The sequence below is a fragment of the Arthrobacter sp. MMS18-M83 genome (assembly GCF_026683955.1).
Classification (GTDB): domain Bacteria; phylum Actinomycetota; class Actinomycetes; order Actinomycetales; family Micrococcaceae; genus Arthrobacter.
In genome coordinates, this window is record NZ_CP113343.1 from 4,146,695 (window position 1) to 4,159,514 (window position 12,820).

A 12,820-nucleotide genomic window follows, 5' to 3' on the forward strand; every position below is an offset into this window, starting at 1 on the left:
GGCACTGAGTGGCAAGAATTCAGTTCGCGGGGGTAGCGTCGAAGCATGACTCCCGGACGCCCCGTTCCCCCGCCCCTTGGCAAACCGCTCGTCGTGAGTGACGAGACTGTGGACGCCGCGCCCTCCACCCCATCACCCCCCGTGGCCGCGAAGGGCTCGCCGACACTCGCGGCTGCCTACGGTGCGACTTCTGCGGTGAGCGGTCTTGTCCCCCGACTGTGGCCCGCCGCGCACCCAAGGAAGACGACGTCGAGATCGAGATCGAATTCTGCGGCCTGTGCCACTCCGATGTCCACGCGACAAGGGGCGAATGGGGGGCCCAAAGCTATCCGCTGGTTCCAGGCCACGAAATCGTGGGCCGGGTCCGCAGCGTGGGCTCGGACGTCGACGACTTCGCGCCCGGTGACCTGGTGGGCGTCGGCTGCTTGGTGGACTCCTGCCGGGAGTGCGACAGCTGCCTCGAAGGCCTTGAACAGTATTGCGAACGCGGAAATGTGGGAACCTACGGCGTGAGGGACGGCCGGAACGGCGACGCCATCACCCAGGGCGGTTACTCAACCTCGGTGGTGGTTGACCGCCGCTTCGTATTGCGCGTGCCCGAGGGCCTTGACCCGGCCGCGGTGGCGCCATTGCTGTGCGCGGGCATCACTACCTACTCGCCGCTGCGTTACTTCGACGTCGAGGAAGGGGACGTGGTGGGCGTCGTCGGACTCGGCGGACTGGGCCACATGGCCGTCAAGATCGCCAAGGCCATGGGAGCGCAGGTGGTGGTCTTCACCACCTCGGACGCCAAGATGGAGGCGGCAATCGAGCTTGGTGCGGACGACGTGATCCTCTCGAAGGACCCCGAAGCCATGGAGAGCGCCAACCGCACCATAGACGTGATTATCGACACCGTTGCGGCGCCCCATGATCTGAACCCGTACTTCCGCACCTTGCGGCTGAACGGCGCCCTCTTCCAATTAGGACTGCCTTCCACCGACATGCCTCCGGTCAGCCCCGGCGCGCTGATCCGGCGCCGGCTCTCCTACGCTGGCTCGCTGATCGGCGGGATTGCCGAGACTCAGGAAATGCTGGACTTCTGTGCTGAGCACGGCCTGGTCAGCGATGTCGAAGTCGTCACCGCTCGGCAACTCAATGAAGCCTTCGATCGTATGGTTGCCGGGGACGTCAAATACCGTTTCGTCCTCGATACCAAGACCCTTCAGCCCGCTTCGGAAAAGGCAGACGTATGAGCACCCTGTTTACCAAGATCATCAACGGCGAGATTCCCGGGCGTTTTGTCTGGAAGGACGACGACGTGGTGGCCTTCCTGACCATTGCCCCCATCACCCAGGGCCACACCTTGGTGGTCCCTCGAGACGAGGTTGATTCCTGGACCGACGCTTCTCCCGAATTGTTGGGCAAGGTCATGGATGTGGCCCAGAAGATCGGCAAAGTGCAAGAGGATGTTTTCGCGGCCAAACGCATCGGCGTTCTCGTGGAGGGCTTTGAGATCGAGCACCTGCACGTCCACGTGTGGCCGGCTTACTCCATGGCCGATTTCGAGGTCCACAACGTTGACCGCCACCCGGATCCCGCAACAATGGACACCAGCGGGGTCAAGCTTCGTGCCGGCCTCCGCGCCGCCGGGCACGGAGAGTTCGTTCCGGCGGACTGAGGCAGGATCCCGCGGAACTCTCCCAGATGCTCGCTCACCTTTGGCGCCTTTTCCCGATCCTCCTGCAGATATAGGCCGTTTTGGGGCGACGCTCGCTCGCCTTTGATGGAGAAACCCGAAACCCTCCTGCACAGGACTGCTCCCCGGAAGTTGGACTGAGAAATTCAGTTCCGATTTTCGGGGAGCGGTTTTATGAGCTGCAGGAGGGTTTCAGTTTTGACCCTCATAAGTGCAGGAGGGTTGAAAGAATGGCCGCGATAAGTGGGCGAGCGTCGGTACGCTCCCGGCGCGTCACGGGACGGGCTGAGGGAGGTGGGGCGAGTATTTTGTGCCTGCGCCTCGGCTACGCGGGTGCCAACGCTTGGTTGAGAACCGTCCGGATACGCTTTTCCGAGACCGAGTAGGCCGTGCCAAGCTCGACCGCGAAGAGGCTGACGCGGAGTTCTTCGATCATCCAGCGCACCCGTGTTAACTCGGCACCGGCCCTTCGGCCGGGCAGCAGCGCAGAGACGGCGTCGTCGTAGTCATCTTCCAAGGCCTGCACGACAGACATGTTCAGCCCGTCCCGCTGGACATTGTTCGGAAGCTTTTCGAGGCGCTTCTCGATTCCGGCCAGGTATCGAGGCAGTTGGCTGAGCTGTGCGTAGCCCGTCCGTGCCACAAAACCGGGGAAGACGAGTTGCTCCAGTTGGCTCTTCATATCGTTGAGCGCACTGATCAAGGTGAGGCTCGTGCTGCCCTTGAGTTGCTTCTCGATCCGCCGGGTGCTGGCCAGGACGCGTTCGACGACGGCTGTCACCGTGAAGACGGTGTCGATCAGTTCCGCTCGGACCACTTCGTAAAGGGCATCGAACGCTGCCTTGTCCCAGGGGAGTTCGGCCGGAGTCAGCTTGTCGATAGCCGCGAGGGCGCAGTCTGCGATCAAAGCGCTCACTGAGCCGTGCGGGTTCTGGCTGAACGTCAGTTTCTCGGTGTTGTTCAAGTGTTCCAGGACATAGCGGTCCGGGGCGGGAACGCGGAGAGCGAGCAAACGGATGACACCGCCACGCATTGCCGACTCTTGCTCCGCCCGGGTCTGGAACACCTGCAGCGCGACGGATTTGCCCTCGTCTACCAGGGCCGGAAATCCCGTGACGTCGTGCCCTTTCACCGTGCGGGTCACTTGGCGCTCAATTGCGCCGAAGGTCCACTCAGTGAGCCCGCTTTGCTCGGACAGGAAACCGGCTGCCTGTGGGGCCGGGCTGCCGCCGGACGAGGCGGGAACTCCGGCAGCGGTAACCCCGGCAGTGGGCGCTCCGGTGCCCTTCGGCCCGTTGGTGCGGGCCGTCGTCGCAGGTGTTGCCCCGAGGGATTCGGCGATGGCCCGTCGCGTAGCCGGGGCCAGTTGTTCCTGGAGGGCAGCAAGGTCCTTACCTTCGTCCAGCACCTTGCCGCGGCTGTCCACCACCTTGAAACTGACACGCAGATGCGCCGGCACAGCGTCCCAATTCCATGAGCCACGCGGAATGATGTGCCCGCGGACACGGCGCAGCACGAGCTCGAGCGAGGCCTCAAGGTCGTCCGAGGCCGGATCGAAGTCACTCACCAAGGCAGCAGCCGCTTGCCGGGCAACATCCGGGGCGGGGACGAAGTTCTTCCGGATGTGTTTGGGCAGCGACTTGATCAACGCCGTGACGAGCTCCACCCGTTGGCCGGGGATCTGCCATCTGAAGGCGGCGTCGTCGAGCTGGTTCAGGAACAGCACGGGGACTTCGGCTGTGACACCGTCCGAGGGATTAGGCGGCGAGCCGGGAGCCACGGGGTGGAATTCGTAGCTCAGCGGCAGCTCAAAGCCTTTGTGCAGCCATGTTTTCGGATAAGCAGAATCATCCAAGGCCTCGGCGTCCTCGCTGATGAGGAGTGATTGGTCGAAGTCCAGCAGGGTGGGGTCTTGCTGGCGGGCTTCCTTCCACCATTTGTCGAAGTGCCGTTCGGAGACCACGTCCTTGCCGATTCTGACGTCGTAGAACTCGAAAAGCGTGTGGTCGTCCACCAGGATGTCCCGGCGGCGCATCCTCGTCTCGAGTTCCTCGATCTCGTGGAGCAAGGCGCGGTTGCGGTGGAAGAATTTGTGGTGGGTCTTCCAATCGCCCTCAACGAGGGCGTGCCGGATGAAGAGTTCGCGGGAAAGCTCCGGGTCGATCCGGCCGTAATTGATGCGGCGGTTCGGGATGATCGGAACTCCGTAGAGCATCACCTTCTCGTGCGCCATGACCGAACCTGTCCGGGCAGACCAGTGGGGCTCGCTGTAGGAGCGCTTCACGAGATCCGGTGCTACTTGCTCGGCCCACAGGGGATCGAACTTCGCCGCGACCCGGGCCCACAGCCGGCTTGTCTCAACCAATTCCGCGGCCATGACAAAGGCCGGAGACTTCTTGAACAAAGCTGAGCCCGGGAAGATGGCGAACCGGCTGCCGCGTGCTCCGGCGTATTCGCGCTTGCGTTCATCCAGCAAGCCGATGTGGCTCAGCAGCCCCGAGAGCAAGCTGATGTGGATGGCCTCGTTGTTGCCTACGGGGTCGGCCTCGCGCTTGTTGTCGATAGCGATGCCCAGTGGCTTGGCGAGCTGGCGCAATTGCTGGAAAAGGTCCTGCCATTCGCGGACGCGCAAGTAGTTGATGAACTCGTTCCTGCAGAGCCGGCGGAATTGCGTGGAGGAGAGCTCCTGCTGCTTTTCCTGGATGTAGTTCCAAAGATTCAGGAATCCGGTGAAGTCCGAGTTCTCGTCCCGGAAGCGTGCGTGCTTCTCCGCTGCAAGTTGTTGCTTGTCCGTCGGGCGCTCGCGCGGATCCTGAATGGTCAAAGCGGCCGCCAGGATCATGACTTCTTTGACGCACCCGCGCCTTCCGGCCTCCACAATCATCCTGCCAAGCCGGGGGTCAACCGGCAGCTGAGCCAACTTCTGCCCGACGGCGGTCAGGCCGCCGCCCGTCTGCCCGTTGCCTCGGTCGCCCGTGGGGGGAGTGCCGCCGTCGCCCGTGCGGGCAGGGCTCAGGGCGCCGAGTTCGCGCAACAGCGTGACGCCGTCGTTGATGGCACGGGAGTCAGGCGGCTCAACAAACGGAAAGTTCTCGACGTCTTTGGGGCCGCGGGCTACACCCATGGCAGTCATCTGCAGGATGACGGCCGCGAGGTTGGTCCTCAGGATCTCCGGATCAGTGAACTGGGGACGGGACTCGAAGTCGTCCTCCGAATAGAGCCGGATCGCGATCCCTTCGGAGACACGCCCGCAGCGGCCGGAACGTTGGCTTGCCGATGCCTGAGATACACGTTCAATCGGCAGCCGTTGCACCTTGGTCCGGTGCGAGTAACGCGAGATACGGGCCGTACCGGTGTCGATGACGTACTTGATGCCAGGAACCGTCAGCGAGGTTTCCGCGACATTCGTGGCCAGGATGATCCGCCTCTTACCGCCGGGGTTGAAGACCCTGTGCTGCTCCTGCAGGCTCAAGCGGGCAAACAGTGGCAGGACTTCGGTTCCCGCCAGCCTTCGGTTGGACGCGATCCGGCCGTTCAGGGCCTCCGCTGCGTCGCGGATCTCGCGCTCGCCGGAGAAGAACACCAGAATGTCGCCGGGAGCTTCCAGCGCAAGTTCGTCGACGGCGTCGCACACTGCATCGAGGGGATCGCGGTCTTCTTCGAGTTCGTCGTCGGACGCGTCTTCATCGCCGCCACCGGCGGGCTGGGACAGTGGCCGGTAGCGGATTTCCACGGGGTATGTCCGGCCCGAGACCTCGATGATCGGCGCGGGCTCTTCCTCGCTGCCGAAATGCTTGGCGAAACGCTGGGGATCGATCGTGGCCGAGGTGATGATGACCTTCAGGTCCGGCCGCTGCGGCAGGATCCGCTTGAGGTAGCCCAGGATGAAGTCGATGTTGAGGCTGCGCTCGTGCGCCTCGTCGATGATGATCGCCCTGTAATTCCGCAGCAGCTTGTCGCGCTGGATTTCCGCGAGCAGGATGCCGTCGGTCATCAACTTGATCTTGGTGGCCTTGCTGACCTCGCCTGTGAATCGGACCTGGAAGCCGACTTCCTGCCCGATCTCCACTCCCATCTCAAAGGCGATACGTTCGGCAACCGTTCGTGCGGCAAGGCGGCGCGGCTGGGTGTGCCCAATCAGCCCCTTGTCTCCGAGGCCGAGTTCCAGGCACATCTTGGGGATCTGGGTAGTCTTGCCGGAGCCGGTTTCGCCGGCGATGATGGTCACCTGGTTCGCGGCGATGGCCGCCATCAAGTCCTCGCGGCGCTCGGAGACGGGCAGCTCTGCGGGGTAGGAAATATGAAGTGTCATGGCTGCTGACAGTCTACTGTGGCTGCGCGTCGCCTCGCAGCGCGTGGTTCCCTGCGGCTTTTTCCAAACGCCCGGCCATGGTGCGGGCGTAGTCCTTGAACTCCTCGGGAGAGATGATCTCAAAGTCCATGTCCAGGGCAGCGAGGTGGGCCGCTGGCTGCGCCAGGCTGTCCCAGCCCGCGCGGAGCAGGGTGGCGTTCCCGCCGTCGTCGCTCAAGCTGGCGAGTTGCGGGCCGACGACGGCGGCCACCTCGCCAATGGGGGCATGGAGGCGCACGACGACGTCGTAGCGGTAAGGCGAGCGGGTGACGGATCGCTGGACGTAGTCCGCGAGGTCCTTGGCCGGCAGGGGGCGCGGCACATACCTTTTCCGTTCAACCGGCAAGGAAGCGATGCGGTCCGCGCGGAACGTGCGCCAGTCTTCCCGGTCGACGTCCCACGCCACCAGGTACCAGCGGCGCCCGGTGTCCACCAAGCGGTAAGGCTCCACGAGGCGGCGGCCGGCGTCGCCGTCGGCTTTGACGTAATCAAAACTGAGTTGCCGTTTGTCTGTGATCGCGGCAGAGACCACCGTGAGCTGCTGGGGGTCCACCGACGCCGCGTTGCTCGGCAGCGTGGTGACCGCGGCCTTGAGCATCGCGAATTTCGGGCGGAGACGCGCAGGCAGCACCTGCTCGAGCTTGGCCAAGGCTCGAACCGACGCTTCGCCGATACCGGCGACCGGACCCGCCGCCACGGAGTTGAGCCCCAGTGCGACGGCGAGTGCTTCATTGTCGTCGAGCAGCAACGGCGGGAGCTGCGCCCCGGCGCCCAGCTGGTAGCCGCCGGCTATGCCCGGCGAAGCGTGGATGGGGTAGCCGAGGTTCCGGAGCTTGTCGATGTCGCGGCGGACGGTGCGCTCGGTGACACCCATCCGCTTGGCCAATGCCGGGCCGGTCCATTCTCGCCGGACTTGCAGCAGGGACAGCAATTGCAGCAGCCTGGCGGACGTCTGGATCATGGCATTGAATCTAGCCCACAATGCGGACAATAGCCGTCCTCATTGAGTTCTAGACTGTGTCCGAGCCTTTCTGGCAACGGATGCGCCGCGCAGGAGGGCTCGGACAGAGTGTGGTTAGAGATAGCGCGTGGTTAGAGACAGGGCGTTGTTAGAAGACGCGAAGCGTCCAGTAAGGGGTGCTAGGCAGTTCCTTGGCGGTCCAAGGCTCTTCGGAACGGACGGGGGGAAGGTGACCGCGGCCGTCCCGAAGAACTGCTGAGACGGTAGCAGCGGCAGTGATGACGAGGATGATGAACACCAGGATTCCGACGATTTCCATGTCTCCATCGTGTTCCTGATCCAGTCCAAGAAACAGTGGCAGAAATGACCCATTTAGGCAATTTTCTGCCACACTGGAACTATGTTGAAAACGGTGGCAATCATTGTGGTTCCCAACTTCTCGATCTTCGAGTTCGGGACCGCCTACGAGGTCTTTGGCATTGATCGCAAGGACCGGGGGAGCGGCGTTCCCAGCTTTGATTTCAGGGTCTGCACCCCTGTCCCGGGCGATGTCAGGATGAAGTCCGGCCTGTCGATGCACGTCGGCCTGGGGCTGGAGGCCGCGGACGATGCCGACCTCGTCATCATGGCCCCCTACGGCAGGGACGAGGACGTTCCGGAATCCGTGCTGGATGCCCTAAGGGCAGCCCACGCGCGCGGGGCATGGGTCATGTCGATTTGTTCCGGAGCATACGCACTGGCGCGCGCCGGGCTCTTGGACGGGCGCCGCTGCACCACCCACTGGCACTACTCGCAGGACCTGGCCAGCAGGTATCCGATGATCCATGTGGACGAGAACGTGCTCTACGTCCAGGACGGAACACTCATTACGAGCGCGGGTACGGCAGCAGGGATTGACGCTTGCCTGCATCTGGTCCGTGTGGAGTTGGGTGCCAATGTCGCAACAGCCATTGCGCGCGACATGGTGGTTCCGCCGCACCGGGACGGCGGCCAGGCCCAGTTCATCGATCGGCCCATGCCCACGTGCGGCTCGGCGCCCATGGAGGCCTTGCTGCGCTGGATGGTGGAGAACCTGGAGCGGGACCACAGCGTCAACGAACTGGCGTCCCGGCTTCACATGTCCGCCCGGACCTTCGCCCGCCGTTTCCGGGCCGAGACAGGCGCCACACCTGCAGCCTGGCTCAACTCGCAGCGAGTGCTCCGAGCCCAGGAACTCCTGGAAACCACCGAACTGAACATTGACGAAGTTGCGCGCGAAGCCGGGTTCGGGCATTCCGTGCTGCTAAGGCACCACTTTGCCAAGGTCCTGGACACGAGCCCGCAGTCCTACCGGAGGGCTTTCCGCGGCCAGTTGGCCGAAGTCGGCTAGCGGAGGGTTTCCCGGCCTTCCACCTTGGCGTGCTCCACGAGGGTGTGCCATGGTCCGGTGACAGCGGTTTCCGGGAGCGTTGCCCGGTGTTGTCCCGCGCGGATCGAATACATGAACCGGTCGGCTTGCCCGGCTACTTGCCCAGCCGATTGCCCGCGCGACGGCACCTGATCCCAAGGGCAGGCCTCCACGATCGGCATCCAGCGTTGCTTATCTTCGGAGCTGGCGGCATCCACGGTCCAGACGCGCGTGATCGCGGCGACGCCGCCGCTGCGCTGGACGGTGATTTTCATGTTCGACGGCTTCCACTGCTCTGGTAAGTGTTGCTAGAGCTTTACCTTCACAGTTTCCCACGCCTTCAGGACGGCGTCATGCTCGGAAGAACCAGCCCCAAACAGCTCCTCCGCAGACGTCGCGGTTGCCTTGGCGAACCGCCGGAAGGTGCACGTGGCGGGTAGGGAGCCGCCTGTCAGGGTGTTGTACCAGATCTGGCCGGGCGCCTCCCACGCATTGCCTCCCAACTCCAGCGCAACGATGGAGAAAGCTCTGTTGGGAATGCCGGAGTTGATGTGGACACCGCCGTTGTCTGCGGTGGTGCGGACATACGTATCCATGGAGTCCGGCTGCGGATCCTTCCCGAGCACGTCGTCGTCGTAGGCGGTACCCGGTGCCTTCATCGAGCGGAGTGCGGCGCCTTGAACGGCATCTGTGAACAAGCCCTCGCCGATCAGCCAGCTGGCCTCGGCCGCGGATTGCTTTTTGGCATGTTGCTCCACCAGCACCCCGAAAACGTCGGACATGGACTCGTTGAGGGCTCCCGCCTGGTTCCGATAGGCGAGGGCTGCAGTGTACTGGGTGACGCCGTGCGCAAGTTCGTGCCCGATCACACTGAGCGACTTGGTGAACCTTTGGAAGATCTCGCCGTCGCCGTCACCGAAGACCATCTGGCTGCCATTCCAGAACGCATTGTCGTATAGCTGGCCGTAGTGGACGGTGGCATCGAGTTTCAGCCCGGCGCCGTCGATCGAATTCCTGCCGAACACTTCTGCGTAGAGCCTGTGGGTTTCGCCCAGTCCGTCGAAGGCTTCATCGGCGGCTGCGTCGCCTGTGGCCGCACCGCCCTCCTTGCGGACGAGCTTTCCCGGCAGGACCTCGGTGGACCCGGTGTCGTAGATGGTCCGTTTCGGCGGACCGGGCTTGGCCTGGCGGGCTGTGGGTACCGGGGCCGGCACCGGAAGCGAGCGGACCGCCTGAAGGGACTTGATGTGGAGCAGGGATTCCTTGGCCGCCCGTGCAATGATCCGCAGGCGGGGCTCATTCTGGGTTGCCAGCCTGCGCAGCATATAGGGCGGAATGATGGAACAGATCACAGCGAACCCTTTCGTACCTGGTGGACTTGACCGGGTACGAACAGCTTAGAAGCGGCCACCGACATTTTGGCCGGCTCGGTGCGGCATGTTCGCTATCACGTCAAGTGAGAGGCCTCCGTCGGGCAGGGAGGCACGGGGTCCGCATCGTTTCCGGAACCCCTGAGGATCCGTTGCAGCTTGCCGAGGTCCACGATGCCGTTGCCCCACGCCAACTCGATTTCGTAGAGGGCTTGTTTGTTGCGGCGGGCGGCTTCACAGTCCGGCATCGGTGTCCTCGGGTTCCGGGCGAAGGACGGTTGCGAGTTGTGCCGCTGGCAGCCGCGAGAGTTTCCCGGCAAGGACCGGCGCTTTGGCTTCGAGCTCCGGGAACGCAGTTGCGGGCTCCATTTTTGGTATCTGCACAAGAACCATGTGTAGGGAGGGGGCAAAACGTGACGCGATTTTTCCACTTATTTTTTGAATTGCAATCCCCGCATCCCGCCGGGGCATAGAAAAACCCCGCCAGTCCTTGGACTGGCGGGGTTTTTCGGTTGTGCCCTCGATAGGATTCGAACCTACGGCCTTCTGCTCCGGAGGCAGACGCTCTATCCCCTGAGCTACGAGGGCATCCAGGGCTCCCGTCCGTTGCCGGAGGGACGTCCACGAGCTTAGCAGGTCACCGCGCCGCAATGGAAAACGGTGAGGCTGTGCGCCGCGTCAGTAGCCCGAGAACGAGTCGGTATGGATTCTTCGGGCTCCCGCCCGGCGTGCGGCAGCGCGGAGGGAGTCTACGTTTGCCGGGGACCCGGACACGTACACGTCCCGTTCGGCAACGTCGGGAACGAGTTCCCGCAGCGAGTTGCCATCGATCCGGAACTGTCCGGCGTCGTGCATGAACGACGGCGGTGGGGAACCGTCTGCCACGCGCGCAATGACGCGCGCACCGGAGGCCTCCAGGACATCTCGCCCGGCAAGTTCGGCTGCGCTGGGGGCGAGATACAACACCACCATGTCCCTTCGCGCGGAGTCGAGCGACGCCAGTTGGGACAAGAAAGGCGTGATCCCGATCCCCGCAGCGATGAGCAGCACGGGCCTGCCGACGTCGGACGGTAGGACAAAGTCACCGCCTACAGCGGTTCCGCGAACGCATTCTCCATCCTCAAGGGCGAGCAGCGCGCGCTTGGCGGCCGAGATCGGCTCCGCTGTGCCAACGCCGAAGGTCACCTCCGGTGAGCCTGGCGAGCTGGTGATGCTGAAGACCCGTCTCCGTCCCTTCCCGTCGGAGCGCGAGTGCGGAAGGTTGAGCTCCATGAACTGCCCGGGAAGGAAACGAACGGGACGGCGCGGCTCAAAACGGAATTCGGTGGTGAACGGAGTCAGGGGACGCGACCCCTTGAAGGTCAGCATGACCCCGCCGCGTTGTCCCGCGAGGAATGCGAGGAAGTTGCCCACGAGCAGCGCAATTTCCGGCGAATTGGCCACGATACCCAGGTTGTACGGCACTGCGAACAACACGCCGACGACCACCGCCAGCGCCAATTGCTGCAAGCGCCGCGGCGGCAAGGTGAGCGGCTCCGTGAGCATGAAGCCCACGAAAAAAAGGAGCGGCCGTTGCGCAAGTGGCTGCCAGAGGGCGGATCCCCATGTCATCCCTGCCTGCAGGAGTTCGGCGGACACGATGGATACCGTGACCACGAGGAACGTGCAGGCCATCAGCATCTTCCGCGTCCTGTACAGCACCAGCAGGACCCCGGGCACCAGGAGCCACAACATGGCCGGTGTCGCCGCCCACCATGTCGCGATGTTCAAACCCGTGAGGCTGGCGATGAAGGCGCCAGCGGCAGCAGGGTTGAAAATGTGCCGGCCACGGAAAGCCAGCACATACTTGGACGCCGACGCCAGGACGCATGCCACAACCACCCCGGCAAGGTCGGGAACCTGAACTGTGGGCACGAGTTCGGTGGGCCAGAACAGGAAGTACAGGAGAAGGCCCGTGATGAGCGAAGACTCCGAATGGGGCCGGACCTTGAACAGCATCGCCACGAGCCGGTTGGACGCATACGTCAGTCCCACGCACAGCACCAGGTGGACGAGCATTTCCGGCAGGCCGAACGTCAGCCAGCCGAGGACGTTCAACACCATGCTGTACACCGCAAGGATGGCGAGGATCCACAGAATCAGCCGGTACATGGTGAAGCGGCCAAGCCAGGCGTCCGCACGCGCTTTGATGGCAATCATGTGAACAGTGTCCCTTCAAAACCTGCCGAATAGGCCGCGTGTCCGTCCGAATAGACCTTGAGCCAGGAGAAATCGAACTCTTCGTCGAGCACCTTCGGATCCACCAGGAAGAGCGCGGTGGCCAGCGCATCGGCTTCCAGTGCCGAGGCGGCCAGGGTCCAGGTGGCCACCACCGTTTCCACCGGGCGCCCGGTGGCGCCGTCCAGGACATGGTGAAGGCCGTCGCCCCACGCGCGCCTGTTGGCCGCAGAAGCGCACAGGGCGCCGTCGTGGAGTTCGACGACGCCGATCGCCTGGGTGGGGTCGTAAGGGTGTTCGAGGGCCACGCCCAAGGGTTCCGCGCCGGAGTGGAGCATGTCGCCGCTCGCGTCCACAAGGAACTCTGTGATCCCCGCTGAGCGCAGCACCGTTGCTACCAGGTCCACCAGCTGGCCCTTTCCCGCAGCGCCAATGTCCAGTACCAAGGGAGCGGAAGTGGAGATCTTTGAGCCGTTCCATTCCAGGACATCTTCCCAGCGCGGCGCCGGCACCGGGTGGCCGAGGGGCCTTAGGGCATAGTCCACCCCGTAGCCCAGCTGCTCAAGGCTGCTGCCGATAAGTGGCGTCATGGCACCCCTGCTGAGGTGGTACAACTTCCTGAACAGCACTTCCAGCTCGGACGCCCCTGCCGGGAGAACCACAGTTCCGGGTTCCCGCGCGAGCCGCGCAATGAGGGAGTCGGTGCGGAACCGTGAATAGCTTCGGTCGTAATCCTCCACAACGCCCAAAAAGCTGCGGCGGACCGCGCTGGGAAGGGGCTCCGGCGTCGAAATCTCCCACTTGGTTCCGATTCCGTCGAAGGCGAAGTCGCTCCAGCCCGCGTGCGGCATGGCGG

At 63.7% G+C, this 12,820-nt stretch carries 11 protein-coding genes, 1 tRNA gene and 1 pseudogene; 3 read left to right on the forward strand and 10 right to left on the reverse strand.

Annotated features, from left to right (window positions below; genetic code table 11):
- Window positions 1-45 precede the first annotated feature (45 nt).
- Window positions 46-1,235: pseudogene (locus OW521_RS19560) on the forward strand (NAD(P)-dependent alcohol dehydrogenase).
- Window positions 1,232-1,660: an HIT family protein gene (locus OW521_RS19565; protein WP_268021212.1), complete on the forward strand. Its 429-nt coding sequence runs from the start codon at window positions 1,232-1,234 to the stop codon at window positions 1,658-1,660. Before OW521_RS19560 ends, OW521_RS19565 begins: the two are co-directional and overlap by 4 nt.
- A gap of 343 nt (window positions 1,661-2,003) precedes the next feature.
- Here OW521_RS19565 and hrpA read toward each other — a convergent pair whose 3' ends face one another.
- The 3 genes from hrpA to OW521_RS19580 form a co-directional block, all read right to left on the reverse strand.
- Complete coding sequence (gene hrpA / locus OW521_RS19570; protein ID WP_268021213.1) at window positions 2,004-5,990, reverse strand: ATP-dependent RNA helicase HrpA; 3,987 nt, start codon at window positions 5,988-5,990, stop codon at window positions 2,004-2,006.
- Window positions 5,991-6,003: 13 nt separating this feature from the next.
- Window positions 6,004-6,990, reverse strand: coding sequence for a helix-turn-helix transcriptional regulator (locus OW521_RS19575; RefSeq protein WP_268021214.1), 987 nt, complete (start codon window positions 6,988-6,990; stop codon window positions 6,004-6,006).
- 148 nt (window positions 6,991-7,138) lie between these two features.
- Window positions 7,139-7,309, reverse strand: a complete 171-nt coding sequence (locus tag OW521_RS19580) for a hypothetical protein (RefSeq protein WP_268021215.1) — start codon at window positions 7,307-7,309, stop codon at window positions 7,139-7,141.
- An 81-nt stretch (window positions 7,310-7,390) separates the two neighbouring features.
- Between OW521_RS19580 and OW521_RS19585 the strand changes: the two genes are divergently transcribed.
- On the forward strand, window positions 7,391-8,359 hold the full coding sequence (locus OW521_RS19585; protein WP_268021216.1) for a GlxA family transcriptional regulator: 969 nt from the start codon (window positions 7,391-7,393) through the stop codon (window positions 8,357-8,359).
- Here the strand turns inward: OW521_RS19585 and OW521_RS19590 are convergent.
- The 7 genes from OW521_RS19590 to OW521_RS19620 form a co-directional block, all read right to left on the reverse strand.
- Window positions 8,356-8,652, reverse strand: a complete 297-nt coding sequence (locus tag OW521_RS19590; RefSeq protein WP_268021217.1) for a protealysin inhibitor emfourin — start codon at window positions 8,650-8,652, stop codon at window positions 8,356-8,358. The genes OW521_RS19585 and OW521_RS19590 overlap by 4 nt on opposite strands.
- 33 nt (window positions 8,653-8,685) lie before the next feature.
- On the reverse strand, window positions 8,686-9,702 hold the full coding sequence (locus OW521_RS19595) for a M4 family metallopeptidase (protein ID WP_268025992.1): 1,017 nt from the start codon (window positions 9,700-9,702) through the stop codon (window positions 8,686-8,688).
- Window positions 9,703-9,824: 122 nt separating this feature from the next.
- Window positions 9,825-9,995, reverse strand: coding sequence for a hypothetical protein (locus OW521_RS19600; RefSeq protein WP_268021218.1), 171 nt, complete (start codon window positions 9,993-9,995; stop codon window positions 9,825-9,827).
- Entirely contained in the window at window positions 9,982-10,116 is a 135-nt protein-coding gene (locus OW521_RS19605; protein ID WP_268021219.1) for a hypothetical protein, read from the reverse strand. Before OW521_RS19605 ends, OW521_RS19600 begins: the two co-directional genes overlap by 14 nt.
- 146 nt (window positions 10,117-10,262) lie before the next feature.
- Window positions 10,263-10,335: transfer RNA gene (locus tag OW521_RS19610), tRNA-Arg, on the reverse strand.
- Window positions 10,336-10,425: 90 nt separating this feature from the next.
- Window positions 10,426-11,946 (reverse strand): FAD-dependent oxidoreductase, encoded by a 1,521-nt coding sequence (locus OW521_RS19615; protein WP_268021220.1) that lies wholly within the window; start codon window positions 11,944-11,946, stop codon window positions 10,426-10,428.
- Window positions 11,943-12,815 (reverse strand): FAD:protein FMN transferase, encoded by an 873-nt coding sequence (locus tag OW521_RS19620; RefSeq protein ID WP_268021221.1) that lies wholly within the window; start codon window positions 12,813-12,815, stop codon window positions 11,943-11,945. Before OW521_RS19620 ends, OW521_RS19615 begins: the two co-directional genes overlap by 4 nt.
- Window positions 12,816-12,820 lie beyond the last annotated feature (5 nt).

Bases quoted from the DNA above. Each gene is read 5' to 3' on its own strand.
- OW521_RS19565 (WP_268021212.1), top strand. From the start codon at position 1,232: ATGAGCACCCTGTTTACCAAGATCATCAACGGCGAGATTCCCGGGCGT.
- hrpA (WP_268021213.1), bottom strand. From the start codon at position 5,990: ATGACACTTCATATTTCCTACCCCGCAGAGCTGCCCGTCTCCGAGCGC.
- OW521_RS19575 (WP_268021214.1), bottom strand. From the start codon at position 6,990: ATGATCCAGACGTCCGCCAGGCTGCTGCAATTGCTGTCCCTGCTGCAA.
- OW521_RS19580 (WP_268021215.1), bottom strand. From the start codon at position 7,309: ATGGAAATCGTCGGAATCCTGGTGTTCATCATCCTCGTCATCACTGCC.
- OW521_RS19585 (WP_268021216.1), top strand. From the start codon at position 7,391: ATGTTGAAAACGGTGGCAATCATTGTGGTTCCCAACTTCTCGATCTTC.
- OW521_RS19590 (WP_268021217.1), bottom strand. From the start codon at position 8,652: ATGAAAATCACCGTCCAGCGCAGCGGCGGCGTCGCCGCGATCACGCGC.
- OW521_RS19595 (WP_268025992.1), bottom strand. From the start codon at position 9,702: ATGCTGCGCAGGCTGGCAACCCAGAATGAGCCCCGCCTGCGGATCATT.
- OW521_RS19600 (WP_268021218.1), bottom strand. From the start codon at position 9,995: ATGCCGGACTGTGAAGCCGCCCGCCGCAACAAACAAGCCCTCTACGAA.
- OW521_RS19605 (WP_268021219.1), bottom strand. From the start codon at position 10,116: ATGGAGCCCGCAACTGCGTTCCCGGAGCTCGAAGCCAAAGCGCCGGTC.
- OW521_RS19615 (WP_268021220.1), bottom strand. From the start codon at position 11,946: ATGATTGCCATCAAAGCGCGTGCGGACGCCTGGCTTGGCCGCTTCACC.
- OW521_RS19620 (WP_268021221.1), bottom strand. From the start codon at position 12,815: ATGCCGCACGCGGGCTGGAGCGACTTCGCCTTCGACGGAATCGGAACC.